Source organism: Solibacillus sp. FSL K6-4121 (assembly GCF_038002585.1).
Classification (GTDB): domain Bacteria; phylum Bacillota; class Bacilli; order Bacillales_A; family Planococcaceae; genus Solibacillus; species Solibacillus faecavium.
This window is the reverse complement of sequence record NZ_JBBOCS010000002.1, coordinates 1087413-1112800: the sequence shown is the minus strand read 5'-3', so window position 1 is coordinate 1112800 and position 25388 is coordinate 1087413. Positions and strand designations below refer to the sequence as shown.

Sequence of the window (25388 nt, the reverse complement as noted above, 5' to 3'; positions counted from 1 at the left end):
GAGCGTATACTTGCGCTTCACTTTTTTTATTAAGAGGTAATCATTATTTACATGTCGAAATAATTAAAAGAGTAGAGGGTAAGGAGGTTAAAAAAATGTGGATTGAAACGGAACGATTGTATATACGAGAATTTGAGCGGGAGGATGAACAGGCAGTATTTGAATATACATCCGATAACCTTGTCATGAAATATATACCTGAAGGCGTTTTTACAAAAGAAGCTGCAAAAGAATTTATTACGCAAAATATAGGGGAGAAAGCTGAAAAATACGCTGTCGTATTAAAAGAAGAAAACATTTTGATTGGACATATCTTTTTTGGCAAATATTTTGGTGATCATACATATGAGATTGGTTGGGTGTTCAATCCGAAATTTTATAATCAGGGCTATGCGTCAGAAGCTGCAAAAGCAATGTTAGCATATGGCTTTGAAAAAATGAAATTACATCGAATTATCGCAACCTGTCAGCCTGAAAATACGCCTTCATACCGTGTGATGGAGAAAATCGGCATGAGAAGAGAAGGGCATTACAAAAAGTGTATTCCGAACGGAGCCGAGTGGTGGGATGAGTATTATTACGCGATTTTGGATGAAGAGTGGACAACGATTAAATAGTATACACAGGAAAGATAACCAGGGGGAAGGTTATAATGAAGCAAATAGGTGTAAGTTTTTTTGTGAATGATGCCATTCATTCAGATTACTTGTTATCTGATTTATTATTAGACGTAATTGATCCAACTTGGTATTGGCAGAGTGATGGCGGCGAAAATTATCAAGTAGAGGGGGAAGGGTATAACAGAATTTTAACCCCTTTATTTAGTGTAGATGAGTTGGTACTTACCGGGGAAGAGTTCAGAGAACGTATAACTACTACGAGGCATTATGTAATCACTGCAGCTCTTAAAGCTTTCCTTGTAAAAGAAGATATAGTAGATATTCTAGATTTTCATGATTTTGAGATTAGTTCTTGCCAACTCGCCATAATCATAATGGACACAGGTTTTGTTTCAATTTATTTAAAAGATGAGTTAATGATTCAGCAATTTGTTGAAAACGCATACAATAAAGGGTGTACAAGTATTAAAATTATAAATGAAGATCATGCATTTCCACCGCCACATTTAACGATCTAACATTTCACAAGCACTAATTGGTTATTCAACCTCAGTGAGAACAACTTTTAATATATTTGCGTTCTGGAAAAGAAAAAGTGCTCATTTATATTTAGAGTTTGCTTAACAATGTATAAAAAAGTAGAATAAAGCTAATTACAAATTTTGGAGGTTGTTTATTTGAATAATATTGAACAAAGTGTATCAAAGAAGCATAGTTTAATAAGCTATAGTTCACTTCTAGTTGGTATCATTTGTTTCTTTATCGTTTTTGTAACACCGACAAGGTTAGCCCACACTGGAAATATGATAGGAGATTATATCACCTACTTCCTTACATTTATAGGGATCCTATTATCGCTTGTGGCACTTTCAAAAGAAACGGAGAAAAAAATAATTCCCGTGCTCTCTTTAATTCTTTCTTCATCTCTCTTTATTTTTTGGATCATAGCTCTTTTAGCGTTGTTTACAGGTCTAGCGAATTTTGCTCCATAACTAAAATAAAGGGCGCGGTTCTTAAACAAGAATTAGCGTCTATTTTCATAAAAGGAGATTAATATATTGATAAAACAAATGGGAGTCGTTTTGATTACCTTATTATTACTAATGGGATGCAACGACAGCAGTGTAAGACGAAATACAGAACTTGAAGAAAAACTTCATTCATCCATTGTGATGGTATCTGATAATAGCACTAGCGCACACTATATAAATACTTTTACAGATTTCAAATGGGAGAAGGCTTATTTAATTCAACCTTATACAACGCAAGCAGATATTGAAAAGCAGCTGGGTGTTAATTTCAAGGATCCAAGTAATATTGGTTTAAGAGATGATATTTACTTATTGATCTTTGTTAATGAAAGTAAAGCAGTTCAATATGCAGAAATTGAGCGTTTAAAAACTACTTTCTCGTTAGGTGATAAAGAGTATCTTGAACCTTCAAATGAAAATGATATTATTTATATAGAGCGATGATGATGCAGTTATTGTAAGTAAATGAAAATCGACTTTGAACTAGGTTATAAACAAAAAAAGAATCCATTAGGACCCTTTGTAATAACTAATTTTTAATTTTATTATTTCCCCAATAAGGATTTTCACTTTTAAGCCACCATAAGGAAAGAATAAACCAGCTATAGCCAAGCAACCAGCCTGCAATCACATCAGAAGCAAAATGACGAGCCTCTGCTATACGTGAAAGCCCAATTAATATTGCCAATACAATTGCTATGATCCAAATGATAAGCGACGAGCTCTTAGAAGTGATAACTCGGTTTAATACATATGCGATGGTAATTAAATACAGCAAACCATGCACTGCATGACCTGAGGGAAAGCTATAAGTTGAGAATTGATCCACAATATCCGGACGGGGCCGTTCAATTATGCGTTTTAATAAATGATATAATGCATATCCGCCACCTACAGAGAAAATGACAAAGACTATTAATTTAAGGTCTTTTTTACGAAGCAAAATAAAAATCCATAAAACGATTGTAACAGTAAAAATAAACTTAGTTTCACCTATATAATGAAACATTGTAATAAATTTATTGCCGAATAATAAATCCGATGCTTTACTGTCAAAAGCTTGAATGAATGATGTTTGATACGTACCCCATAAAATACAGAATACAACGAAAGAACAAACTGCTAACACATATGGCATTTTGTTTATTTTTTTATTCCTTTGCACTTATGTCCTCCATTTTTGGAAATAGATCTTATTATGGCTTAGTTTGAATGAAATATACTATTATTTAACACGAATGGGTATTCCAAATTACAAAGGAATATTAAAATGTTTAATTGAAATCAACATGATATAGACAATGGAGGAATGTTGAGGATGAAATTAATAATCGCTTTTTTAGCACTGATCGGTGGTGCGGCAGTTGCTATACAAAGTCAGATAAATGCACAGTTAAGTAAAAAAGTTGGCGTATTGGAAGGTGCGACTACTTCATTCTTAGTGGGGGCGCTTGCACTATTCTTTTTAGCTTTCTTTTTTGGAAAAGGAAATTTTTTAAATGTATTTAATGTACCAAAATGGCAATTAATCGGTGGATTACTAGGTGCATTATTTATTGTCGTAAATATTTTTTCTGTCAACCTTATTGGTGTTGTCGCTACCCTTATGGCAGTTGTTATTGGTCAGATTGTGGTCGGTGCAATTATTGATCATTTTGGACTGTTTGGTGGGGAAGTATATCCGCTAAATATCACTAAATTCATTGCCCTTACGTTAATGTTCGCCGGAATATATTTGTTTAATAAAGCGTAATGACGAATTTATTGGATTTAGAGCCATTGATAGATATATCAACATTTATAAAGGGAGGAATTAAATATGTCATTAACTGATCCCACAACAATTTCAAGTTGGCTACGGCCTCATTCCATTGAATGGTACCAACAATTAAGTGATATTCAAGGGAAGTACACATACTCCTGGGAATCAACACTTTCAGAGCCTAACGGAGATTCAATTTTTGATGAGGAAGTAACGAAAATAATTACCAATAAAAAAGTTTTAGACGTAGGATGCGGGCATGGTGATTTCACTAAAAAAAATGGTTTAGTCGCAAAAGAAATAATAGGGTTTGATGTAACAAATAATTTCATTAAAGCTGGTCTAGAAAATAAACCAACAAATGTTTCTTTTGTTTTAGGCAGTACAAAAGAAAGTCTGCCATTTGAAATGAATGAATTTGATTGTGCCTATATTAGAAAAGGTCCAACCTCAGCATATCCACTTCTGTCTAACATCGTAAAAAAAGGCGGCAAAATAATAGGTTTACACCCTGGAGATGATACAAATCAAGAACTCCCAAATTTATTCCCTAATCTATTTGAAAATTCAATAGGAACGCCTATTTTAGATAATATTCAGCAAAGGCTTGAGCTGAGTAATTTTTCATATTTCAGTATTGAAGTTATAAACAGTACAGAGTTTATTCATACTCCAATAGATATATTAAAGTTACGGTGTTTTGGGCAGCATCCCTCCATTTATGAAACATTAAGAAAAAAAGACTTACAGAAAACTGCAAGAATTTTTGAACAACATGCTACAGAAAGAGGCTTGCCTATAACATTCTCCCGTTATGTAATTCGAGTAACTGTTTAAATCACTCCCATATTATACTTACATATTTTGAAAATAGAATAACTAGAAAGGTCCTGTATCCGATGTACAGGACTTTTTTTGTCATGTACTAAATAACTACCTTCACCTACAAAAAAGGGGACGAAAATCCGCTGAATGAATCACCTTATAAATTTCATTTTTGTAAAAATTTATGAAACTTTATTTATTTCTTTCCGTAGATATAGTGAAGGGAGACATTGGACTAATAAAGAGTTAACGTAAGGTGGTATTCTTTTGAAAAAAATATTATTAATTTTAGCTGTTTCCGTCGCTGTTTGTTTTATATATTTTTATAAATCACCCGTACTAAGTTCAGACGCAGCTCTATTTCATGCAGAAAAATATTTATTAAATCCTAATGAAGAAGTATGGGGAACGGTAATATTCAATGGGCTGGAAGGAATTCCGGAAGAAAATATAGGTGTAAATCTTTCACAAAAATCTGGATTTTGGAATGAATTATTAAATAGAATGCAGTGGGAAGTGTCGATAAAATCACCTGAAATGAATTCAACTATTGTGTTAGATGCACATACTGGGAAATTCATAAGTTATTTCGGGGCATTTAGCTAATTTCAAGTTAAATTTTAGTGATTATATGAAACAATGCTAGATCTATATTTAAATTAAAGGGGGAATTAGAATGAAGACCAATTACTCGCCTCGTCTAGTTTTATCAATAATAGCCATATTAATTCTTATCAGTACACCTGTTTTCGGACTAATCTTTCCTATTTTCTATGTTCAGACATTTATTTATGATCCATCGACAATTGTACTCTATCCTGGTAGTACAAATTATAGAATAGTAATGGCTGCTTGTTTAATATTAATTATTGGATTGATGATTCCTATCATTAAACAGAATAAATTTACTTCTAGCCTCATGACTGCTTTTATAGCTGGTGGCCTCTTTGTTTTTTATTTATCGATTTTAACTTATACCTATATAGGAAAAGAACAGGTCGTTTCAAATAAATTATTCGATGATAAAACATTTCAATGGTCTGAAATTGAAGAGGTAGTGTTCGAATATTACGTTGACGACATCGGTTCACATGAAGAATATATCTTTACTTCAGTTGATGGAAGATCACTTCGCATTCCTGTAACTAAACAGTATCTTCAGGAAGATAAAAGTGAAATTTATAGGGTAGCTAAAGCAAATAATATCCGGTTTATTGAGCAGGAGAAGAAGTAAGGGCTTTTCAGTTTATCATATTTAGCTTTATAAATTTCTAGGAGGTCATCATGGAATTTTATACATTTAATAAAGAGAGTGGCAAAAGGATTTCACAATTTAATTCGGATTTTATTATTTCCCGTATTATTGAAACAACTAAAGAAACGAACATTGGGTGTATGCACTTAAATCAAAATGGAATTATAGGCTATCATCAAGCAGTAGTTCCTCAACTCCTTTTAATTTTGAACGGAGAGGGCTATGTTCGGAATGAAAAAGAGGAATATTTTAAAGTTTCGACTGGGGATGCTGTTTTTTGGGAGAAAGACGAATGGCACGAAACGAAAACGGATGAGGGGTTAACGGCTATAGTCATTCAAAGTAAGGAACTGACGCCTAATTTATTTATGCCCCTAAAGTATGATAGTAAAAGTTTGAATTCTTAATGCCAAAAGGAGATTCATATGGAAGAATTATTAAATAAAGCGCGGTTAGTAGCAACTAAGGCTGTAATGGATGCGGGGAATATAGCAAAAGAGCGTTTTGGTAAAGTTACGAGTATGGAAGAAAAAGATGATTTTGGGGATATAATAACTGAAGTAGATCATTTAGCTGAAGCTGTAATATTAAACGCATTAACGAGTGCTTTTCCTGACCATAAAATACATAGTGAAGAAGCAGGGGATAATGGCTTACAGAGTGAGTGGTTATGGCAAGTGGATCCATTGGACGGAACGAATAATTTTGCCATTGGGCTTCCTGTATTTACTGCTTCTATAACACTATTACATAAACATGAACCGGTTCTTGGTGTTATCTATGAACCGATGGTAGATCGGTTATTTATATCTAGTGTTAACGGTGGTTCATTTTGTAATGATACAGCATTAAAAGTTATGAAGAGAGATCATCCGAAAAAGTTTACGATTGCTTGGATACAGGGTCACAAAGTGCAGAATGATGAAAAGGCTGTAATATTACGACAATATATCGATGTGAATTGTAAAAGGATGATGAGACTTTGGGCTCCTACTCTGCAGTGGTGTATGCTTGCAAAAGGCGATATAGACGGAATTATCCTTTATAACTCTGAAGGGGATGACTTGTATTCCGGCATACTTATGGTAAAAGAAGCGGGGGGAATTGTCATTGACTTTGAAGGAAATGACTTCACAGGCATGAGCAATGAACCTTACTTAATTGCTTGCCATCCAGACAATAAGGATTACTTCTTAGATATGGTTCGAAAAGGATTAAATAGCTCTAAAGAATCTTTACATATTATTTAATAAATATGGACAGTTCATTTTTTGGAATGGTTTTGCCGGTTTAATCTTTTGGTGGATTTATTGGAGGTACAATCTAGAGCTAGCTATGCTTGCACATATTCCCATGAATTTACTCATGTTGATGTACTGCTTTTTTATATAAAAACTCAATAAAGGACATAACTTTTTCTCCAAATAAGTTATGTCCTTTAATATATACTGAAATATCTCTAAACGTTTAATCATATGTCTGAACTAAAAATCCATTTTCCTCATCCCATTCATCCAGGCTCTAAATGAGCTTTTTTACCTCTCTATCAAACAGGGTTAACTTAACTCTCATTTTGCAAAGTAATTAAAAAACAAAGGTTAACTCTCGCTATTTTGGGAAAGTAATAAAGTATGACCGGAAAATATAAATAGGCTCTCTAACTGGCAAGTTAGAAAATCTATCAAGGAGGTTCATATTTTATGGATAATAAAGAGAGAACAGTTGGTGAATTGATGTTGGACCAACTATCTATGTTTGGCGTTAAACGGATATACGGGGTAGTGGGAGATACCACTTTCGGACTCATAGATGCACTGGCTAAGCAGGATAAAATACAATACATTGCAGTTAAGCATGAGTCGACTGCTGCTTTTATGGCCTCTGCAGAAGCAAAATTGACAGGAGGGCTTGGAGTATGCACCGCAACGATGGGACCTGGTGCAGCTAACCTTTTAAATGGACTTGGTGATGCGCATGCTGATAGAGCACCGGTACTAGCCATTACAGGACAGGCCCAAAGCGATAAAATTGGGACGGAATATCCACAATATGTGGACCAGCAGGAGCTCATGAAGCCCTTTGCTGCTTATTCTGCTAATCTGGCTAATCCAGATGCGACGATTGAGGTTCTGCAAAAAGCGGCAAGAACATCACTCGGACAGCGGGTAGTCACACATCTATCTATACCGAAGGACATTTTCATGATGCCGGCTAAAGGTGAGCCACGTCCATTGCCTAATGTAATAGAAGGGGCTTCCAATTTTACGAAAGAAAGCTTAGAACATGCAATCGGAATTATGAAAACAGCCAAGCGGCCAATGATTCTGGCAGGCTTAGGTGCCACATCCGTATCAGAGGAGTTGGAAACACTAGCAAATCTGTGGGGAGCTGGAATACTGACAAGCTTAGGTGGCAAAGGCTTATTTAATGAATCTTCAGAGCTCGTTCTTCAAGGAATAGGCGAAGGCGGTAATCCTTATGCTGCTGATTTATTTAAAGAGGCAGATGTGGTACTTCTTGCGGGCACGACTTGGTGGCCTGAAGGGTATGTGCCAACTAATGCAAGGATTATACAGATTGACCGCCAATTCGATAAGTTTGTAAAAGAAATTCCAACTGAGCTTGGCATCATGGGAAAAACAGAAGAAGTTGTACCATTCTTATTGGAGAGCATGCAAGGATTCTCCCGCTCTGAAGATTGGGTTAATAGTTGTCAGAAAGTTAAAGAAAAATGGGCGGAGCAAAATAAGAAGGAAGGCAGTACTACAGGTTATCCGGTCCATCCTTCACGAATTATGCATGCCTTGGACAGAACAGTGGAACCGGATGCCATTCTTGCACTGGATACAGGAGATAATACAGTGTGGATGAATCGGAACTTCCGACAAAAGGGGCAATCTGTTTTATTCTCTGGCTACTGGCGGACATTAGGCTTTGGACTTCCAGCAGCGATGGCGGCCAAGCTTATCCAACCAGATAAACAAGTAGTGGCAATTGTCGGGGACGGCGGACTCCAAATGGTACTTGCAGATTTATTGACAGCTACTCGATATGGACTCAATATTACGGTCGTTGTGTTAAATAATGAGAGTCTGCAAATGGAAAGAGACAAATTAAAAGTAGCTGAGAAGGAAGAAGTAGGTGTTGATTTAACCAACCCAGATTTTGTGAAGTTGGCAGAAGCTTGCGGTTGGAAAGGACTACGCCCCGCTTCAGATTCTGAGCTGGAATCGGTAATGGAAGAGGCACTTAATACAAATGCGCCTACGTTGGTAGATGTTCGTACAGCCCAAGTATTCTTCCCGGAAACGAACTAACAAGAGGTGGTGATCGAATGAACGGTCTCCACTTCACTTATAAGGATAATATAATTTCAATACAATGCGTAGAATAGCTTTCAACTGTTTAAAGTGAATGATCACAGGGTATTCAAAGGAATGTAACATAAATTAGTAAAGGAATAGATTCTTAGATTTTTCCTTACTATCAAAACTAGATTAGGAGATGATTTTTGATGGGAAACAAACATCTAACAGATCCACGTAAAAAATATCATACAGGAAACTTCCCGGATCAAGAACAGAACACTCCAGCGCTCCAAAAAGATATGAGCCCAGAACCAGATTGCGGAGAACAATCTTACAAAGGTCATAATCGCCTAGAAGGGCGCCATGCCTTGATTACAGGTGGTGATTCCGGAATTGGCCGTGCCACTGCTATTGCCTATGCACGTGAAGGGGCAAATGTAGCGATCCAGTTCTTCCCTGGTGAAGAGAAGGATGCTAATGAAGTGAAAGAATTAATTGAAAAAGAAGGCAAAAAAGCATTACTGCTACCGTATGATCTGCGTGAAGACGGCGCAGCGACTGAGATTGTAACAAAAACAGTGGAAACTTTTGGCGGTTTGGACACGCTCGTATTAAATGCGGCGCAGCAAATTGCACAACCTTCCCTAAGTGAAATAACAATCAAACAAGTGGAGGACACTTTCAAAGTAAACATTATTAGTATGTTTGAAACTGTAAAAGCTGCCGAAGATCATCTGGAGCCAGGAAGTGCCATTGTTACTACTTCTTCTATTCAATCGTTCAATCCATCCACACAATTACTAGATTACGCAGCTACAAAAAGTGCGATAACCAACTTTACGTTAAACCTTTCTGCATACTTTGCATCTAAGGGTGTACGTGTTAATGGGGTAGCGCCAGGACCGATTTGGACACCGTTGCAGTTGGATAACGGACAATTGGAAGGTAGTATCCCTGAGTTTGGCCAAGACTCGCCACTTGGTCGTGCTGGACAGCCGGTAGAGCTTGCACCGGTATATGTTCTACTAGCCTCCGATGAAGGAAGTTATATTACTGGACAAATTTACGGGGTAACTGGTGGCGAAGCGATAAACTAGAAAATAGTTACTTACTATAAAAAAAGTATAAGTTTCCCGTTTCAAAAAAAGGTGTTAATCCAACAAGGATTAATGCCTTTTTTGTTGAAATTATTATACTAAGGAAGTTTCATAAGGCTTCCGATGGGGAGAATACCACTAATGGAAATTTATTAAGAATCTTCTTAAGAAGTAGAGGGGTTGGTTTATGTGCATGGAACTTGAAAACAGACATATAGAAAGAGATACATTATTACCAAAATATCGTGAAAGACTATTGGAAAATATCTTAAAAGACTTAACATCTGATTCGGATGTTTTAGCAATTTACCTAGCGGGTTCATTAGCAAGAGGTACCTTTGACAATTATTCTGATATTGACATACATACGATTGTTGCGCCTGAAAAGAAAGCTGAATATATAAAAAACAAACAGAATAGAGCAAAGAATTGGGGAGAAGTATTATTTTTCGAAGACCTTAATCCTTTTTCTCCATTCGTAGTTACCCACTATGAATCTTTTATAAAAGTGGATAGCTGGTATCATACACCTGACGAAGTTGTACCTTCGATTTGGCTTAAGGGGTATAAAGTTCTTTACGATCCTAATAATATAATCACTAAGGTCATAGAGGATTCTTCATTCGAAGTATATAAACCGTCATCGGATGAAGTTGTTTTTTGGAGAGGAAAGCTGTTTGCTTTTATCCATGAAACGTACAGAGCAGTTATGCGGGAAGAATTATATTATGCTATCTCTAATTTAGATAGAGTGCGATGGCTTGTTGTTTTTGGCTGGTATATGGAAATGGAACAACATTTAGATAGTCCATACGGTGTCTGGTCAAAAATTGAGGGAAAAAGAAGTAAATTAAGTCCTTGGCAGCTAGCTCGTTTGGAAGAATGGGATTGTGGTCGGAATGCTAATCAAATTATGAAGACGTTGATTTCTATGTTTCCAGAAATTCTTAGACTGAATAAATATTTGAGTAGGCAAGTTAGTATAGAAGAAAATGAAGATCATTTCAAAAAAATTCTTGAATTGGTGTATTAGGGGGAGCAACAACTTGAACTTATTCAATATCATTAAAAACAACCCGGAATATTGGCTTGTTGATCAAATCAATAATGAAAATGTTTCAAAAGAAGAATACAGGTTGCAATTCACAAAAATTCTCGAGGAATGGGACCATCTGGGAATTGGCTACTTATCTTTACTTATGGATGAACATTTTGAAAGCTGGCTGCTTCAAAAAAATTTCAGCAAGATTTCCAGTATTGTCGAGTACACAAGGAAACTTGAGAGTTTACCACAAATAGATGATCAAATTGTTTGGCATTCACTTTCTGAAGGAATGCTCGATGAACGAGAATATGCGGAATTGTATGATCTATGTCGAATGGGTTCTGCCAATAAAAATATAAAGCAGCCCATTGATCAAGTTATGCAATCTATAAAAAATGAGTTGGGATCTGACTGGCGTAAGTATTGCTATTATTTCACGAAGAATGAAACTTTAATAGGGATAAGTATTCCTCATATTGAAATGGGAACAGATGACGAAGGAAGATTATTTTATTTTGGTGTAGTCCCGAATTTTAGAGGGCAAGGCCTAGGGAGAACTATTCATAAAATTACTCTCGCATTACTCAAGAATTTCCATGCCAGCTATTACGTCGGCAGCACCGACGTACATAATTCTAATATGATTAAATTCTTTGAGGGAAATGGATGCGAACTCCGTGATCGGAAAGGGATTTATAAAATAGATAAAAACAAATTATAATTTTCTAAGGGAGGCATATGCAGTTTAGGGATACACAAATAGTTGAAAAATGCTGAGAAACAATATTTCTTGGCTGCTATAATTTAATGTAAAGCGATTTTAGAGAAATAGAGTGGGGGAACGCACATTGGTTAGATTATATTTAGTGAGACATGGTCAAACAGAGTGGAATATTCAAAAAAGAATGCAAGGCTGGAAAGATTCAGCGTTAACTGAACAAGGGGTTAATAACGCAATTGCATTAGGAAAAACGCTAGGAGGGGTAGAATTTGTTGCTGCTTATTCAAGTACGAGTGAAAGAACAATTGAAACAGCTAAATTAATTATTGGGAAAAGAAATTTACCAATTAGTACGAATGAAAACTTGAGAGAAATGTATTTGGGTGAATGGGAGGGTAAAACGCATGAAGAAATAAAGGTTTCATACCCTGAGCAATATAAAAATTTTGGGGAGAACCCAGCCCTTTATGAACCAGCTGGTGGTGAGACCTTTGAGCAGCTTACAAACAGGGCTATTAATGTATTAAATTTCATTATTTCAGAACATGAAGCTGGAAATATATTGGTTATTACTCATTCTGTTATTCTAAAATCCTTATTAATGCATGCAAAAGGAATGGACATTACAGATTTATGGGCCCCACCATTTATACACGACACAAGTCTTTCAATAATGGAAATAAAAAATGGGGAATATTGTATTTTATCTGAAGGAGACTTAGCGCATTTAGATAAAGTTACTATTTAATACATTTGAGTGAGATTGGTTAAAAAGATGGGGGAAAATAATTGGAATGTGCAAAGGATAATGGCTTTCAATTTCTTGAATTCCTTATCGTAAAAGAGACTGAAATATATAATTATCACCGATTGGCTGGATCATATGCGGTAATTAAATGTGATGACAAATATCTTTTATGTTATAACACTTTAAGAAAACAATGGGAATTACCGGCAGGGAAAAGGGAGATGGATGAAACACCAAAAGATTGTGCAATAAGAGAACTTTACGAAGAAACTGGGCAAAGAGTTTTGGATATAGAATTTAAGGGTTTGTTAAAAGTAAAAAACGCAATAAATAATGAAATTAAGTATAATCCTGTTTACTTTACTACTCTTGAAAAACTCCAACCATTTCAGAAAAATAATGAGACATCCGAAATTTTATTATGGGACTTAGAACAAAAGCTTGGTCCTATAGATGAAATAGATTTGAAAATATTCGATTTTATAAATTAAGATAGTTCTTACAGGCTTTCGTGCTCACAGAGCTGCTTATATCCATTTTATCCTACATAAGTCTTGAGTGATTTCATTATATTTTTTTATAGGTTTTATATTAGTTGATTTTTCGCTCTTTTTAGAATATTTTTACATATTTTATAGGGAGAACTTATTCCAATTTATACTATTGACCTTTCAAATTATACTTGATATTATTCTCCTAATGTTTTTAAAAAAGAATAGATTTACCTTGTATAAATTCAAGAAGACGGCTTGAAAGTTTCTACCAGCTACCGATATTAGCTGACTACAAGGAATGGGAAATTATTGATTTTTTATTCCGCTTTAATGTAGAAAAAACTTTGGCCGATTGTGGTCAAAGTTTTTTTTTTATTAATAGAAAAATGCAATAGCTGAATACTAATATCAGAATGATTTCCGTTCATTCTTAACTTTGGCAAATAGGAGATTACAACATGAAAAACTTTTTTAAATTTGCAGAACGGAACACTTCCTATAAGCAGGAATCACTCGCAGGAATAACAACTTTCCTATCGATAGCTTATATATTAGTGGTAAATCCAATTATTCTAAGTCAGTCCGGGATGGATAGTGGTGCTGTATTTACTGCAACAGCGCTTACTGCAATAATCGGAACATTACTTATAGGCTTACTTGCGAACTTCCCAATTGCTATTGCACCAAGTATGGGATTGAACTCATTCTTTACGTTTACAGTTTGTATTGGAATGGGCATTGATTGGCAAGTTACATTAACAGGTGTTTTTGTTGCCGGAATCATCTTTATGATTTTAAGTTTATTTAAAATTCGCGAAAAAATTATTAACATTATTCCAAGTGATTTAAAGTTCGCAATCGCTGCTGGTATTGGATTTTTTATCACATTTGTTGGATTAAAAAATGGTGGCATTGTACAAGCAGATCCAGATACATTTGTTAAGATTGGTGATTTAACTTCACCGATGACGTTATTAGCCATTCTAGGTATTTTCCTTACGATCATTATGTTAGTAAAAGGCATTAACGGCGGTATTTTCTACGCTATGGTCATTACTACAATTGTAGGTATGCTGTTCGGTAAAATCGAAGTACCATCTTCAATTGTTGGTAGTATCCCAAGTCTTGAACCGACATTTGGTGTTGTGTTTGGTCATTTAGATGAGATTTTCACACCAGAAATCCTTACAGTTATTTTCACGTTTTTAATTGTTGCCTTCTTTGATACAGCGGGTGCATTAATTGGATTAACGAGTCAAGCAGGCATGATGAAGGACAATAAAATTCCGAATATCGGTAAAGGTTTACTTGCCGATTCTGCAGCGGGGGTTATTGGTGCAATTTTAGGTACATCAACACCAGCAACAAGCGTTGAATCTTCTGCAGGTATTGCTGTTGGAGGGAAGACCGGCTTTACATCTGTAGTCATTGCTGCTTGTTTTGTTGTTGCGTTATTCTTCTCGCCACTTGTTAGTGTTATTTCAGCGGAAGTAACTTCAGCTGCATTAATTATTGTAGGTGCACTAATGGCTATGGAGATCCGTAGAATTAACTGGACGAAGTTAGAAATCGTGATTCCTTCATTTTTAACAATTATTATGATGCCATTAACTTCTAGTGTCGTTATCGGAATCGGATTAGGTTTTGTTCTATATCCAATTTGTTTAATCGCACAAAAGCGTTCTAAAGAAGTCCATCCAATAATGTACGTGCTTTGTTTATTATTCATTTCATACTTTGCGTTTATCGTTTAGGAAAGCGAATAAAAAAGGCTAAATAATTTAAGGTCTTGTTACAAATATAGAAGAAAAAGAAAGGGTAGATGAACAGGAATAAATTCCTGCTTACATCTATCCTTTTTTTACTTACGGATACTACTAGATCAGTTAGCTATGTGGAGTCTTTCTCCACCCATAAAACTGCATAACTTCTTTTAAACATATAAATCATTTCAATTCCCACCTTTCATATTTTTAATTAACAAAATTAATATTGACGATGACGTGCGTAATTTTCTAATTTTCTTCGATTCTCTTCAAAGACTTTTTTCGCATGTTTATCATGTTGTGCTTTCTCAAATGAGATCGTAGGCTCACGTTTTGTAATAGCTATCGTTACAGAAAAAATGTTTAATATCATGGATTATCACCTCCTTAAAATTATCCCCAAACAGAAAAAAACCGTAGAGAGAATTCCCCTACGGTAAAAAAAGACACAAAAATACCGTAGGGGCACACTTCTCCCTAAGGTATGGGTATACTTAATTATAAAAATACTTTAAGCAATCCATTCCAATTTGGTCGAATGTGTGGTTTTTGTTTTTGCTGAAATTGAAACAACTAATGACATTAATTTATTAATAACGATCATTTTATCCGACCTCCTTAAGAAATTTTGATTACTGCATAAGTATACCCATTTCGATTTTATTTGTAAACATTATTTTGAAAATTTTCTAATTAGTGTAAAATAATGAAGGGGTTATTTGCTAATTCCTCTGGAGAGACCTGATTAAATAAAAGGGTTTCAACATTTAGGAAAGAATATAACTATCAGGCATGATATTAATTAGCAAAAGAGGGCTCAAATGTGGAAAAAATAAATGAAATTATAAATTTATTGAAAAGTAATTTTTTAATTAGTACAGATTTAAAGGCAGAAAAGCTTAATAGCGGCACTACAAATGGCGTTTTATATTTACTACTTGTCGATAAAAAACCAACATATGTAGTGAAAATGGATACAGCAAATATTATTAAGCCTACGGAGCAATTTCTTACTGCTTATAGTGATACGAGCTTACTTCCTAATATTATTTACACAGATCCAGAAGAACTATTTATTGTGTATGACTATATTGCTGGAGAAACACATGTTAATCGTGGCACTAAAATAGACTGGATGACAATTTTAATAAAGGAACTATTTGATAAATATAGGAGGGTAGATGAAGATACCCCTTGGGGAAGAATTAATGGTACTTCTAAAAGCGGTTGGTCTGATTTTAATCAAAGTAGTCTGGAATATGCGCAGCAAAATATAGGAAATGTTCTTTCAGTAGAGGATCATAAAAGGGTAGAACTTTTAGTAAATAAGTTAAAGGGATATAGCCATTTGGAAGAAAAATATTATTTACATGGAGATACTGGTGTACATAATTTTGTTTATTTAAATAACCAATTAAAGGGCGTGATTGATCCTTCACCAATAATTGGGCCGAAAAATTATGATTTTACATATGCATTTTGTTCATCACCAGACAATCTAGATTTTAAGACGTTACTTACATTGTTTGAGATGTGGAACAGTGATCTTAGCTATACTGAAGAAAGACTTTTAGATGAGGTGATTTTTCAATTATATACACGTATAGGGATATGTATTAAAGCGCATCCACAGGATTTGCCGGAGTATTTGGAAGCATGGGATCAATATAAAAACTATTTACCAAATTATTGAGTGTAACAATTAACTATTTACTTTCTCAATTTTGAAGCGACAAAATCTCTGGAACCTTTGTTATTTATTTCCGTCAAAATTACCAGTGATTTGTTAAATAATCATAGAGGGGGAGTGTAGTTGTTTAAGTATGCGTTGCAAATTATAATAGGAATCTTAACTTTTATGGTAGCAACTTTTATTGCATGGTATGAAGGAAGTGCACTTATAAATAATTCAATCGAATGGAAGTATTCCACACCGTTTACCAAATTGTTTAATATAGAGATAACAACTGGACAGGATATTAGCCAACTTGATTATTTTGTTTATGCAGTAAAATTTCAACCTTTATTTCCCACTTTAATGATAGTGAGTATACTTTATATTCTAAGTGTAACTGGCTATTATCTCATCAAAAGTAAATCTAAATGGGCAATTGGTTTTTGGGGATTTATAGGTTTTATAATGATATTATTTAGTAGTTTGACTTTTAATTCATCAACTACTGGGGGTAGTATTTTCTTCTGGATTACTTCAATAAGCGGACTATTATTTATAGCAGGTGCAGTTTTACTATCGTTAAGAAAGAACAAACATAAACGTCCGATCTTCAATTAGTTAGTTTCACTAATATCAATTCTATGAACGGAAAAAGGTGAGTATAGAATGGAATGTAAATCTTCGTTAAAAGAACAGTTATTTGCACTAGAGCAAAAATTGTTAGAACCAGAAATTAGGACATCTAAAGAAGAGCTTTCGAATCTACTTGCAGAAACTTTTTTTGAATTTGGAAGTTCAGGGCAGGTATTGTACAAAGATGCGAATATTGGTGAAATGACACTAAGTTTAGTGCGAATGAAAATAAGTGATTTTGAAATTCATTCATTAACTGAAGAAATAATTTTAACGACCTACCGAATACATAATGAGATAAATAACCAGCATTCATTACGTAGCTCGATTTGGAAATTAATCGACGGACGTTGGAAAATGCATTTTCATCAAGGGACAAAGGTTATTTCTTAACTTTAGCTTTGCTAGAAGGAGACGGGGTTATGAAAAAGTTAGCGATTATTACAGTAGGTAAAACCCATTCTGGAAAAACGACATTTGCCCATGCTTTGGAAAAACAGTTAAGTAACTCTGTTGTGGTGGATCAAGATAACCATGCCGAATTTATTAATACATACTATAAGAATTTACTACCGACACAAGGCCCTAATATACTTAAGCACGCCATCTCAAAGCTGATCGTCGATTATGCAAAAGAGCACACAAATTTTCACTTTATTATTTGCAATGCCAATCGAAGTCGAAAAGGACGCGTGTATTTGCTTGAAGAATTATTTAAAGCCGAAGATTTTATCCGTATCTTAGTTTACTTTGATATTCCAGATGATGTTCTTAAAGCTCGAGTTATTCAAAGTCAAAGAAGTACGAATATATTTAGGGGAGCATATTCAAATTTTGAAGAAGTACTTGCTAGACAACAGGCCGAAAAGGAAGATATAGTTAATCCATCAGAAGATGAAGCAGATTATTTATTTGTCATTAAAGACAATGATGAAGTTAATGTAGTTATTCAAAAGATTATCCAAATTGCTGAAAGGATGTGATGACTTTGAAAGCAGTCAAAGAAAAAAATGAGTTTTTGGAATGGGTAAAAGTGATTGGTATCGCACTTTTATTTGCCGTAGGAATTCGGATGTTCATATTAACACCTATTGTGGTGGATGGTGCTTCTATGATGCCAACAGTTGAAGACGGGGACAAAGTAATCGTAAATAAGATTGGGCCAAAATTAACAGAGTATAACCGATTTGATGTGATTGTATTTGAAGCAAAGGAAGATACAAATTATATCAAGCGTATTATTGGTATTCCTGGTGACCACATCGCCTATAAAAACGATGAACTTTTTATTAACGGTAAAAAATATGAAGAACCATATTTAAAGGAATATAAAAAGGCGTTGAACGATAATGGTACACTCACTGAAGATTTTACGTTAGAAGAGTATTTAGGTGAGTCAGTTGTACCAGATGGATACTTTTTTGTGCTAGGAGATAATCGCCGGAAAAGTATAGATAGTAGAGACCCCAACGTTGGATTTGTTTCAAAGGATAAAATAATAGGTACAACAAATATTGTTTTCTTTCCATTAGATAAATTAAAGTTAATTAAATAAAACAGAAAAACTGTGTTAAATCTGGCTTGTCAGATTTTTTGACACAGTTTTTTTGTGTTTTTAAATTGGAGTGAATGCGCTTCTTAACTTCTCCCTATTCAACACGTGATCCATAGTTAGAACTGGATATTTATGTTAAAATATTGAAAAGTAGTTTTTGGAGGTACGGAAATGGAGAGACTACGTGAAAAGATAAAGGAAATAGAATCAGATGAAGTAGGGAATACAAATGTGGAATTATGTATGGATGAAAAACGGAAGGAAGAACTGAGTATTAAGGAAAATAGATTAATGGTGAGACAAGTGGGCTTTATAGCATTAATGGTAATCGTTTTTATCCCATACTTTAAATTTTGTGCATACTTGTCAAATTTATTTTGGTTCAGTTATTTTACGTTCAATATTACAATGTTACTAGGTATTCCTTTTTCATACTTTGCTGCAAAATATATCGTTCGAGTAATAAAAAAAATTATATAAATAAGTATCTATTTGCAATTGAGGGGTGGAACTTTAGGATTTCTAATTTTGTCATCCCCATTAAGCTTTATAGCCATTTTACCAGTGTACTTGAAGTTTATTACCATTTGGGTCATAAAAGTGGAAAAAGAAATGACCATTATCTTCTTTTATATCCTCGACCTTGACTTGATGATCAATTAAGTGTTGATGAAACTTAGATAATTCCCGACTTGTAAAGCCAATACTAAATTCTTGTTTATTATTAATAGTAAAATGCGCAAAGGTTTCATCGTCGGTAGGGACTAGAATAAGTAAGAATGGTCCTTCACCGACTTTTAAAATGGCAAGTTCCTCTGTATTATTTAGCAACTGGAGTCCCAAAACCTCTCGATACCATTGTGCAGAAAGCTCCAAATCTTTAACAGGAATTCGAACATAATGTACTTGTTCAATAAATGATTCGCTCAAAGTCTTCTCTCCTTTATTTAATCCGATATTTAAATAGTTCGCCTTTTATATCCTATATTCCTACTAAAACACATCAAACAGTAGTAAATGTATGTTAAAATTTGGGTAAATATAATGCGTGATAGGGTGTCAAAATCGAGGTGGAAAAATTGCTTAGAGAAAAATCAGAAATAATAGGACATCATCAAAACTTTCTTCTATTGTTGCAAAGAATGAAAACCTTAGATGAAAGTCTCCTAAGAAAACCAATTGGAGAAAGAAAATGGTCCATCATCGAAATAGTTGGTCATTTTTACCCTTGGGATGAATTTGTTTTACAACACAGAATTCCATATATATTAGCAGGTAAAAGCTTACCGAAAGCTCCAAGTGCCGAGGATGTAAACATTCATTCTTCCTTCATTGCTAGAACTGAGACGATTGGAAAAACATTTGAAAAATGCATACGTATTCGGGAAGACCTATTAAATCAGTTAGACCAAATACCTGAAGAGCAATGGTTGATTAAACTGCAGATTGAAGACTCTACTTTAACACTTTATGAATATTTAAAAGGATTAATGGAACACGATATCCATCACATAAACGAATTAAAATTTACTTTAAAACATGGCGGGTGATGAGCGAAAGAGTAAGATACATAAAAAGAGGATTATTTTATTTTTGACTACGAAACGGTTCAAGAAACCATGTGGCAGGATGCACTATTCTTTTCATTTTGGACAACAATTGAACTAGTAACCCTATATATTATTGAAATTACTGTAAAAAAGTATAGTAGTAAATAGAAAAAATTGTATTTATAAGGTTAAAAATTATAGATGTAACGGACGCTTTTCTGTAACAAGAAAAGCGTCTTTCTTCATGCAATGATAGAGGGAAATTTGAACTTGAAAAAATAATGAAAATTTTTAAGCCAAATGCTCTTCTTGTTTGTCTAATAAGTGTAAGACAAAAATGAAAGGAGGAATTGCGATGAATATTGGACGCTTAGTAAAAAAAGCTCAAAAAGGAAATGACAAAGCGTATTTAGAGCTTTTCCAACAATATGAAGCAGATATTTATCGAATGGCCTATGTCTATGTGAAAAATAAAAATGACGCTTTAGACGTCGTTCAAGAAGTAGCTTATCAGTCATTCAAAAATATTAGCACTTTAAATAAACCGGAATATTTCAAGACATGGCTTATGAAAATTACGATTAATTGTTCACTGAACGTAGTTGATAAAAACAAAAAAGTGGTTCCACTAATCCCTCAATTTGAAGTACATACAGGGGCGGAAGTTGAAGATATTGAAACTTCTTTATCTTTACGAGAACTTATGGATACTTTGCATGAAGATGAGAAAAGCGTGATTTTACTAAAGTATTATAATGACCGGACGTTAAAGGAAATTTCGGAGATTTTAGAAATACCACTTGGAACCGCAAAGTCCATATTATACCGTGCCTTAAATAAACTTCGCCAAAATTTAAAGGAGGTAGAGAACTTTGGAAAATAATTTTAAACAAGATATAGAAAAAATTGAAATCCCATATCAGCTTCATGAAAGAAGTAAGAAAGGTATCCAGGACGCTAAATCGGAAATGGGTGGAACAGTGAAACGTTTTGTGAAAAAACGTATAGCTATTACCGTCATGGCAGCTTGTTTAATGGTGCCTACGGGAGCATTTGCGTATCAGTCGTTACTTGCGGATGATTTATATGGTTCATTCGATAACGTGAAAAAGCATATCGCAAATATCACAATGAAAAGTTATTTATTATTTGATGCCAAATTATCTCAAGCAAAAGGTGAATTAGGAAAAGAGCAATACGAACAATTTAAAGAAGTACTATATGTAATTACAAATGCAAAACTTGAATTTGGCGATAAAAATGGAAATATCGATTATTCTCTAGTCCCTAGTGAAAATCTAGAGGAAATTAAAGCAGCTCTCTATGACATCCAACCTTACTTTGATAAATTAAACGATGAACTATCTAGTAAAGAGGTTTTGACAGCTGAAGAATTTGAACAATACATTCAGGCTTTAATAACATATGAAACGGTTATGGCTAAAACCGGTGTCTCCTCACCACCAGAAATCGAGATGGTCCCAATAGATTTACGAGAAGCGTTTATGAATGCTCGAAATGTTCTGGAATATGTGAATGAAAAACAAAGGAAAAATTAACTGGATACATCACCTTTCAATGTTTAAAATATTGATAATTATTTATTTTCAGATTATAATATTAGGAATTTAAGAAAAGGTGGTCATACCTATGGATAAATTACGAAAAAATTCTTCTAAATAATATTTTAGGAGGATAAAAATGGAATTTGAAATAAAAGACGAAAAAAACATTCCCATCAGTCAGTTAAAGGCTTTATATGAAGATGCTGAATGGTATGCGTATACCAATGATTTAGATTTATTACAGCAAGCGTGTATACAATCACTAGATGTTATCTCAGTTTGGCGGGAAGAAAAGCTACTTGGCTTAGTTCGTGTTGTCGGTGATGGGTTAACGATTATCTATATTCAAGATATACTTGTTTTAAAAGCATATCAAAACCAGGGCATCGCAACATTACTAATGCAACATGTTCTTAATAAATATAAAAATGTCAGACAAAAAGTTTTGTTAACAGAAGAAGCACCAGACGTTCGGCACTTTTATGAGAAGAATGGATTTATTTCATGCGATCAAGGCACTTTAGTCTCTTTTGCTAAATTGGGTTGATATGAACCTAATATAAAAATAATTTGATTAATAAGGCGTGACTCTATATTAGAGTCAGCGTCTATTTTTTGTTCTAAAATTCAATAATTGTAAAAATTTATGTTAGTATTTAGTTAAGATACGATTGAAAAGGAGCTTTAATATGGAAATTCTATTAGTTGGAACGATTCATCTAGGTGAAACACCTGATATTAACAGCTTATCGGAAAACGATAAAAAGAAATATAGTGATGTCCATTTTGAACAATTGGCTGAAGATATCGCAAAATTTCAAGCGGATCAAGTTTTTGTTGAATATCCTTTTGAATTACAGAAACAGTTAAATGTAATTTATCGCTCGGCTGAAGTAAACGAAGAATTTAAAGAAAATGAAATTTATCATATTGGCTTTCGATTAGCCAAAATGCTGGGACATAATTCTATTTACGCAGTCGATTGGCATGAGGAACCAGAGGAATCAATCAATTTAGGTCTAGTGGCAGAAGGTAAATCAAAGGCGGAGTACGAGGGAATTATGGAACCAATAAAGGCAGTAATGAAGACTCTTTCTTCGATCATTCAGCAATATGATATCATCAAATTGTACAAATATATTAATTCTCGGGATTGCATATTAAATGATCATAAAGTCTATCTAGATTTAATGCAGCTAGACGATGAAGTTGCTTTTGAGTGGGTGTCGAAATATTGGTATTACCGTAACTTACGAATCGTTCGAAACATTAAACGATCGATCAGACCTGAAACAAAACGTGCTGTTATTTTATATGGCGGCGGACATAACTATTTGTTGAAACAACTGCTGGAAGATGATCAGTCACTTAAAGTCATTCACTACGGAGATTGGTCAGAATAAAATACAAGGAGTTTGTTGTGTTGTTAAATATAAGGGGGAATTGAAACTTTTCCAATCTCTAATATGTCTAATTTATTAAGGAGAGATGTCCTTGAAAAAGTTTAAATACTTAATTGCTTTTATTGGAGCAATTTCACTTTTTATAGTAGGTTGTTCAAACTTAATAGAAAATGAAGAACAATATATAAAAGTTCAAAAGCGTATTGGTGATCAAAATGAATATGAAGACTTCAAAGAAATTACTGATAATGAGCAAGTTCAAAAAGTGAAAGATATTTTAAACTATATTGATTGGGAAATTACAACAGTAAATATGATTCGCCCTGCGGATTTCAGGTTTATATTTCAATATAAAAATCCTGAAATTGAAGCAAAAGCGGCGTTATATGAACTTTGGATAAGTCGGAACAAAGATAAAGTGACACTCGTTATAGACGCTGAAATGAAATATATTCAATTAGATACGGGTAAGTCAGCAGAACTATTTGAAATAATTACGGGTGAAAAATTATCAGAACTAAAATAATAATGTGACCTCGAGTTCTAATTGGATTTTTGACAGCCTAAAATTAGTATTTGTTCTACACGTTTATGAAATGCTAAATCCTTAGCGCACCCAGTTAGTAAAATTTTAAAAAGGTTTGGCAACCATTAAATATAGAATAATGATGGGAATTATTGTTGATATTGTCCCAATAATATCCCAAGTTCTCGAGGCTTTTTTATAATCACTTTTACTGAATATTTCTTCACTATATTTAATCATTTTTCTTTGTAGGGGTATCAAAAGTATAATCCAAATAAATCCTGTTATTGCAAATAAAGCTAGAGAAATTGTTAACCAATTTATTTCATCTAGGGGATAGTTACTTTTTATTGCTAATATAAATCCGGAAATTAATAATGTGATAATGCTAGGTATAGTAAACACATAATCAGCAATCATTATATTCTTTGCTGTTTTGTTGATGTGGGTTTCATCTCCTGAAAATTCTGCCTTTAGTTTCCAAAAAGCAGCCGTAATAATATTACCAATAAAAAGAATTGCTGAAATAATGTGTATTAACACTAAATAAACCATTTTATCTTCTTCCTTTCATAACGGCATTCAGTACTTCAAATAGTTTTATCTTTTTATCCACTTTTTTACATTCGACAGGTAAAATAAATAGTCCTTTAATACTTCTAATTAAATTGAATTGCATATAGGTTATAGCTTCTAATATCTACTATCACTTGTAATTGTTAATATTTAAAATAAACAAGAAATAGAGATTTATTCTTCCGCATACTTGCGCGTTTTTAGAGAATGAATTTGCGACCTTTTTACTTTAAATTTCTGTCCAAGGAAAAACAGAGGGGGGATAATTAATTGGTAAGTTATAAGGCAATAGTATTTGATCTAGATGATACACTGCTTGATAGGGAAAACGCAGTGGATCGAATGTTTTTAATGATATTAGAAAAATGTTATGAAGTTGTTAACGATTCTACCAAAAATATAATGCTACAAAAATTCAAAGAATATGATAAGAGTACAAAGGATATTAACGGTTGTCAAAATGTAAACATAAAAGGTATATGGTTCAATCCACATATGACAAAAAATGATACAACAATTCTTCCGTTTGCTGAGATTCATTCTTTTGATGGATTATTAGATTTTTTACATAATCGGAGTAATTAGTAATACACAAAATTAGATTAAAAAAAACGCTCTACAAGGATATTTCGAAATTGAAAGGGGGATAAGATGAACAAGCTAGGAGTTCTTTCTTTAGTAATGGTTATTGCGAGTATCATTTCATTTTTAATTATACGAGGGCCTAACGCGAATTTGCTGATGGCTATTATCGTACTTGGGACGCTTTCGCTATTCGGTATTATATTTGCAGTCTTATCAAAGAAGTGGTTGTCAGGAATATTGGGTGTTTTATTAAACGGAGGAGTCTTGATTTTTGTATATTTAATTGTGCTAGCTAGAGGAATCGCTGGTTAGATTTATCTATAGATATATAAAATAATATGAGTGGGGGAATGAAGTGTATATTGTGCCAATGGGTTTTTTTATACTTTTTCTTATTTCAACGACCACAGGGCTACTCATTTTGTTTAAGCTGAAAAAGAAAAACAAATATAACGTTGTCTCAGGAACTATTGCATTGGGGACAGGAATCTTTTCTTTCATTGCTTGCATCTTCTTTTTATTTGGATGGTAATCAAGATATTTCCAAATAGACTTGAATATATTGAGTTAAATCAGCTTTTAGGAGGAAGTTTTATAATTAAGTCTTTGAAATGGCAGTTTATCGTATCTATACTTGTTGCTATTGGC

Annotated in this window: 35 protein-coding genes and 1 riboswitch; of the genes, 31 read left to right on the top strand and 4 right to left on the bottom strand. The window is 33.8% G+C overall.

What is annotated here, in order from left to right:
• The first annotated feature begins 95 nt into the window (after window positions 1–95).
• The 4 genes from MHH95_RS15165 to MHH95_RS15150 all read left to right on the top strand — a co-directional run bounded on the left by MHH95_RS15165 (window position 96) and on the right by MHH95_RS15150 (window position 2095).
• A complete protein-coding gene (locus MHH95_RS15165; RefSeq protein ID WP_340728278.1) occupies window positions 96–617 on the top strand; it encodes a GNAT family N-acetyltransferase in 522 nt (173 codons plus the stop codon).
• 35 nt (window positions 618–652) lie between these two features.
• On the top strand, window positions 653–1138 hold the full coding sequence (locus MHH95_RS15160; protein WP_340728277.1) for a DUF2691 family protein: 486 nt from the start codon (window positions 653–655) through the stop codon (window positions 1136–1138).
• A gap of 159 nt (window positions 1139–1297) precedes the next feature.
• Window positions 1298–1612, top strand: coding sequence for a hypothetical protein (locus MHH95_RS15155; protein WP_445683018.1), 315 nt, complete (start codon window positions 1298–1300; stop codon window positions 1610–1612).
• A 66-nt stretch (window positions 1613–1678) separates the two neighbouring features.
• On the top strand, window positions 1679–2095 hold the full coding sequence (locus tag MHH95_RS15150; RefSeq protein ID WP_340728276.1) for a hypothetical protein: 417 nt from the start codon (window positions 1679–1681) through the stop codon (window positions 2093–2095).
• 85 nt (window positions 2096–2180) lie between these two features.
• Here the strand turns inward: MHH95_RS15150 and MHH95_RS15145 are convergent, their stop codons facing one another.
• Window positions 2181–2816, bottom strand: a complete 636-nt coding sequence (locus MHH95_RS15145; RefSeq protein WP_340728275.1) for a phosphatase PAP2 family protein — start codon at window positions 2814–2816, stop codon at window positions 2181–2183.
• A gap of 153 nt (window positions 2817–2969) precedes the next feature.
• Between MHH95_RS15145 and MHH95_RS15140 the strand changes: the two genes are divergently transcribed.
• The 13 genes from MHH95_RS15140 to MHH95_RS15080 all read left to right on the top strand — a co-directional run bounded on the left by MHH95_RS15140 (window position 2970) and on the right by MHH95_RS15080 (window position 14660).
• Window positions 2970–3404, top strand: a complete 435-nt coding sequence (locus MHH95_RS15140; protein WP_340728274.1) for a DMT family transporter — start codon at window positions 2970–2972, stop codon at window positions 3402–3404.
• Between the two features lie 66 nt (window positions 3405–3470).
• Window positions 3471–4250 (top strand): class I SAM-dependent methyltransferase, encoded by a 780-nt coding sequence (locus tag MHH95_RS15135; protein WP_340728273.1) that lies wholly within the window; start codon window positions 3471–3473, stop codon window positions 4248–4250.
• A 255-nt stretch (window positions 4251–4505) separates the two neighbouring features.
• On the top strand, window positions 4506–4844 hold the full coding sequence (locus MHH95_RS15130) for a hypothetical protein (RefSeq protein WP_340728272.1): 339 nt from the start codon (window positions 4506–4508) through the stop codon (window positions 4842–4844).
• 70 nt (window positions 4845–4914) lie between these two features.
• The gene (locus tag MHH95_RS15125; protein WP_340728271.1) at window positions 4915–5472 is read left to right on the top strand and encodes a hypothetical protein; all 558 of its coding nucleotides are present in this window, start codon (window positions 4915–4917) and stop codon (window positions 5470–5472) included.
• A gap of 50 nt (window positions 5473–5522) precedes the next feature.
• Window positions 5523–5900 (top strand): cupin, encoded by a 378-nt coding sequence (locus tag MHH95_RS15120; RefSeq protein ID WP_340728270.1) that lies wholly within the window; start codon window positions 5523–5525, stop codon window positions 5898–5900.
• A gap of 18 nt (window positions 5901–5918) precedes the next feature.
• Entirely contained in the window at window positions 5919–6743 is an 825-nt protein-coding gene (locus MHH95_RS15115) for an inositol monophosphatase family protein (protein ID WP_340728269.1), read from the top strand.
• A gap of 450 nt (window positions 6744–7193) precedes the next feature.
• Entirely contained in the window at window positions 7194–8810 is a 1617-nt protein-coding gene (locus MHH95_RS15110) for a thiamine pyrophosphate-binding protein (protein ID WP_340728268.1), read from the top strand.
• Between the two features lie 197 nt (window positions 8811–9007).
• Window positions 9008–9898, top strand: a complete 891-nt coding sequence (locus MHH95_RS15105) for an SDR family oxidoreductase (protein ID WP_340728267.1) — start codon at window positions 9008–9010, stop codon at window positions 9896–9898.
• 193 nt (window positions 9899–10091) lie between these two features.
• The gene (locus MHH95_RS15100) at window positions 10092–10931 is read left to right on the top strand and encodes an aminoglycoside 6-adenylyltransferase (RefSeq protein WP_340728266.1); all 840 of its coding nucleotides are present in this window, start codon (window positions 10092–10094) and stop codon (window positions 10929–10931) included.
• A gap of 13 nt (window positions 10932–10944) precedes the next feature.
• Window positions 10945–11664, top strand: a complete 720-nt coding sequence (locus MHH95_RS15095) for a GNAT family N-acetyltransferase (RefSeq protein WP_340728265.1) — start codon at window positions 10945–10947, stop codon at window positions 11662–11664.
• A 127-nt stretch (window positions 11665–11791) separates the two neighbouring features.
• Window positions 11792–12412 carry a histidine phosphatase family protein gene (locus MHH95_RS15090; protein WP_340728264.1) on the top strand — a complete coding sequence of 207 codons (621 nt, stop codon included), beginning with the start codon at window positions 11792–11794 and terminating at the stop codon, window positions 12410–12412.
• A gap of 41 nt (window positions 12413–12453) precedes the next feature.
• Window positions 12454–12903, top strand: a complete 450-nt coding sequence (locus MHH95_RS15085) for an NUDIX hydrolase (RefSeq protein WP_340728263.1) — start codon at window positions 12454–12456, stop codon at window positions 12901–12903.
• A 215-nt stretch (window positions 12904–13118) separates the two neighbouring features.
• Window positions 13119–13218: riboswitch (purine riboswitch) on the top strand.
• 146 nt (window positions 13219–13364) lie between these two features.
• Window positions 13365–14660, top strand: coding sequence for an NCS2 family permease (locus MHH95_RS15080; RefSeq protein WP_340728262.1), 1296 nt, complete (start codon window positions 13365–13367; stop codon window positions 14658–14660).
• A gap of 232 nt (window positions 14661–14892) precedes the next feature.
• On the opposite strand, the gene MHH95_RS15075 is transcribed toward MHH95_RS15080, so the two are convergent.
• Window positions 14893–15045: a YrzI family small protein gene (locus tag MHH95_RS15075; protein ID WP_340728261.1), complete on the bottom strand. Its 153-nt coding sequence runs from the start codon at window positions 15043–15045 to the stop codon at window positions 14893–14895.
• Between the two features lie 450 nt (window positions 15046–15495).
• On the opposite strand from MHH95_RS15075, the gene MHH95_RS15070 reads away from it, so the two are divergent.
• The 6 genes from MHH95_RS15070 (at window position 15496) to MHH95_RS15045 (ending at window position 19015) form a co-directional block, all read left to right on the top strand.
• Window positions 15496–16365 (top strand): hypothetical protein, encoded by an 870-nt coding sequence (locus tag MHH95_RS15070; RefSeq protein WP_340728260.1) that lies wholly within the window; start codon window positions 15496–15498, stop codon window positions 16363–16365.
• 120 nt (window positions 16366–16485) lie between these two features.
• A complete protein-coding gene (locus MHH95_RS15065) occupies window positions 16486–16965 on the top strand; it encodes a YjdJ family protein (protein WP_340728259.1) in 480 nt (159 codons plus the stop codon).
• Window positions 16966–17013: 48 nt separating this feature from the next.
• Window positions 17014–17373: a nuclear transport factor 2 family protein gene (locus MHH95_RS15060; RefSeq protein ID WP_340728258.1), complete on the top strand. Its 360-nt coding sequence runs from the start codon at window positions 17014–17016 to the stop codon at window positions 17371–17373.
• Window positions 17374–17402: 29 nt separating this feature from the next.
• Window positions 17403–17963, top strand: a complete 561-nt coding sequence (locus tag MHH95_RS15055) for an ATP-binding protein (protein ID WP_340728257.1) — start codon at window positions 17403–17405, stop codon at window positions 17961–17963.
• A 5-nt stretch (window positions 17964–17968) separates the two neighbouring features.
• Window positions 17969–18535: a signal peptidase I gene (lepB, locus tag MHH95_RS15050; RefSeq protein WP_340728256.1), complete on the top strand. Its 567-nt coding sequence runs from the start codon at window positions 17969–17971 to the stop codon at window positions 18533–18535.
• A 171-nt stretch (window positions 18536–18706) separates the two neighbouring features.
• Entirely contained in the window at window positions 18707–19015 is a 309-nt protein-coding gene (locus tag MHH95_RS15045) for a hypothetical protein (protein ID WP_340728255.1), read from the top strand.
• Window positions 19016–19093: 78 nt separating this feature from the next.
• On the opposite strand, the gene MHH95_RS15040 is transcribed toward MHH95_RS15045, so the two are convergent.
• On the bottom strand, window positions 19094–19465 hold the full coding sequence (locus tag MHH95_RS15040) for a VOC family protein (RefSeq protein ID WP_340728254.1): 372 nt from the start codon (window positions 19463–19465) through the stop codon (window positions 19094–19096).
• A gap of 140 nt (window positions 19466–19605) precedes the next feature.
• On the opposite strand from MHH95_RS15040, the gene MHH95_RS15035 reads away from it, so the two are divergent.
• The 6 genes from MHH95_RS15035 (at window position 19606) to MHH95_RS15010 (ending at window position 23579) form a co-directional block, all read left to right on the top strand.
• Window positions 19606–20085, top strand: a complete 480-nt coding sequence (locus MHH95_RS15035; RefSeq protein ID WP_340728253.1) for a DinB family protein — start codon at window positions 19606–19608, stop codon at window positions 20083–20085.
• Window positions 20086–20440: 355 nt separating this feature from the next.
• Window positions 20441–20968: a sigma-70 family RNA polymerase sigma factor gene (locus MHH95_RS15030; protein WP_340728252.1), complete on the top strand. Its 528-nt coding sequence runs from the start codon at window positions 20441–20443 to the stop codon at window positions 20966–20968.
• Window positions 20958–21644, top strand: a complete 687-nt coding sequence (locus MHH95_RS15025) for a DUF3600 domain-containing protein (protein WP_340728251.1) — start codon at window positions 20958–20960, stop codon at window positions 21642–21644. Before MHH95_RS15030 ends, MHH95_RS15025 begins: the two co-directional genes overlap by 11 nt.
• Before the next feature lie 142 nt (window positions 21645–21786).
• On the top strand, window positions 21787–22197 hold the full coding sequence (locus MHH95_RS15020) for a GNAT family N-acetyltransferase (protein ID WP_340728250.1): 411 nt from the start codon (window positions 21787–21789) through the stop codon (window positions 22195–22197).
• A gap of 142 nt (window positions 22198–22339) precedes the next feature.
• Window positions 22340–23053 carry a DUF5694 domain-containing protein gene (locus MHH95_RS15015; RefSeq protein WP_340728249.1) on the top strand — a complete coding sequence of 238 codons (714 nt, stop codon included), beginning with the start codon at window positions 22340–22342 and terminating at the stop codon, window positions 23051–23053.
• Window positions 23054–23144: 91 nt separating this feature from the next.
• Window positions 23145–23579 (top strand): hypothetical protein, encoded by a 435-nt coding sequence (locus tag MHH95_RS15010; RefSeq protein ID WP_404828911.1) that lies wholly within the window; start codon window positions 23145–23147, stop codon window positions 23577–23579.
• 105 nt (window positions 23580–23684) lie between these two features.
• Here the strand turns inward: MHH95_RS15010 and MHH95_RS15005 are convergent, their stop codons facing one another.
• Window positions 23685–24134, bottom strand: a complete 450-nt coding sequence (locus MHH95_RS15005; RefSeq protein ID WP_191701897.1) for a DUF2269 family protein — start codon at window positions 24132–24134, stop codon at window positions 23685–23687.
• Between the two features lie 309 nt (window positions 24135–24443).
• Between MHH95_RS15005 and MHH95_RS15000 the strand changes: the two genes are divergently transcribed.
• Together MHH95_RS15000 and MHH95_RS14995 are read left to right on the top strand one after the other, a co-directional pair.
• Window positions 24444–24740, top strand: coding sequence for a hypothetical protein (locus MHH95_RS15000; protein WP_340728776.1), 297 nt, complete (start codon window positions 24444–24446; stop codon window positions 24738–24740).
• A 66-nt stretch (window positions 24741–24806) separates the two neighbouring features.
• The gene (locus tag MHH95_RS14995) at window positions 24807–25052 is read left to right on the top strand and encodes a hypothetical protein (protein ID WP_340728248.1); all 246 of its coding nucleotides are present in this window, start codon (window positions 24807–24809) and stop codon (window positions 25050–25052) included.
• Window positions 25053–25388 lie beyond the last annotated feature (336 nt).

What these genes read in the sequence shown, in the direction of transcription:
- MHH95_RS15165 (WP_340728278.1), top strand. Translation starts at nt 96, where the DNA reads ATGTGGATTGAAACGGAACGATTGTATATACGAGAATTTGAGCGGGAG.
- MHH95_RS15160 (WP_340728277.1), top strand. Translation starts at nt 653, where the DNA reads ATGAAGCAAATAGGTGTAAGTTTTTTTGTGAATGATGCCATTCATTCA.
- MHH95_RS15140 (WP_340728274.1), top strand. Translation starts at nt 2,970, where the DNA reads ATGAAATTAATAATCGCTTTTTTAGCACTGATCGGTGGTGCGGCAGTT.
- MHH95_RS15135 (WP_340728273.1), top strand. Translation starts at nt 3,471, where the DNA reads ATGTCATTAACTGATCCCACAACAATTTCAAGTTGGCTACGGCCTCAT.
- MHH95_RS15125 (WP_340728271.1), top strand. Translation starts at nt 4,915, where the DNA reads ATGAAGACCAATTACTCGCCTCGTCTAGTTTTATCAATAATAGCCATA.
- MHH95_RS15120 (WP_340728270.1), top strand. Translation starts at nt 5,523, where the DNA reads ATGGAATTTTATACATTTAATAAAGAGAGTGGCAAAAGGATTTCACAA.
- MHH95_RS15115 (WP_340728269.1), top strand. Translation starts at nt 5,919, where the DNA reads ATGGAAGAATTATTAAATAAAGCGCGGTTAGTAGCAACTAAGGCTGTA.
- MHH95_RS15110 (WP_340728268.1), top strand. Translation starts at nt 7,194, where the DNA reads ATGGATAATAAAGAGAGAACAGTTGGTGAATTGATGTTGGACCAACTA.
- MHH95_RS15105 (WP_340728267.1), top strand. Translation starts at nt 9,008, where the DNA reads ATGGGAAACAAACATCTAACAGATCCACGTAAAAAATATCATACAGGA.
- MHH95_RS15100 (WP_340728266.1), top strand. Translation starts at nt 10,092, where the DNA reads ATGGAACTTGAAAACAGACATATAGAAAGAGATACATTATTACCAAAA.
- MHH95_RS15080 (WP_340728262.1), top strand. Translation starts at nt 13,365, where the DNA reads ATGAAAAACTTTTTTAAATTTGCAGAACGGAACACTTCCTATAAGCAG.
- MHH95_RS15075 (WP_340728261.1), bottom strand. Translation starts at nt 15,045, where the DNA reads ATGATATTAAACATTTTTTCTGTAACGATAGCTATTACAAAACGTGAG.
- MHH95_RS15060 (WP_340728258.1), top strand. Translation starts at nt 17,014, where the DNA reads ATGGAATGTAAATCTTCGTTAAAAGAACAGTTATTTGCACTAGAGCAA.
- MHH95_RS15055 (WP_340728257.1), top strand. Translation starts at nt 17,403, where the DNA reads ATGAAAAAGTTAGCGATTATTACAGTAGGTAAAACCCATTCTGGAAAA.
- MHH95_RS15045 (WP_340728255.1), top strand. Translation starts at nt 18,707, where the DNA reads ATGGAGAGACTACGTGAAAAGATAAAGGAAATAGAATCAGATGAAGTA.
- MHH95_RS15030 (WP_340728252.1), top strand. Translation starts at nt 20,441, where the DNA reads ATGAATATTGGACGCTTAGTAAAAAAAGCTCAAAAAGGAAATGACAAA.
- MHH95_RS15020 (WP_340728250.1), top strand. Translation starts at nt 21,787, where the DNA reads ATGGAATTTGAAATAAAAGACGAAAAAAACATTCCCATCAGTCAGTTA.
- MHH95_RS15015 (WP_340728249.1), top strand. Translation starts at nt 22,340, where the DNA reads ATGGAAATTCTATTAGTTGGAACGATTCATCTAGGTGAAACACCTGAT.
- MHH95_RS15005 (WP_191701897.1), bottom strand. Translation starts at nt 24,134, where the DNA reads ATGGTTTATTTAGTGTTAATACACATTATTTCAGCAATTCTTTTTATT.
- MHH95_RS14995 (WP_340728248.1), top strand. Translation starts at nt 24,807, where the DNA reads ATGAACAAGCTAGGAGTTCTTTCTTTAGTAATGGTTATTGCGAGTATC.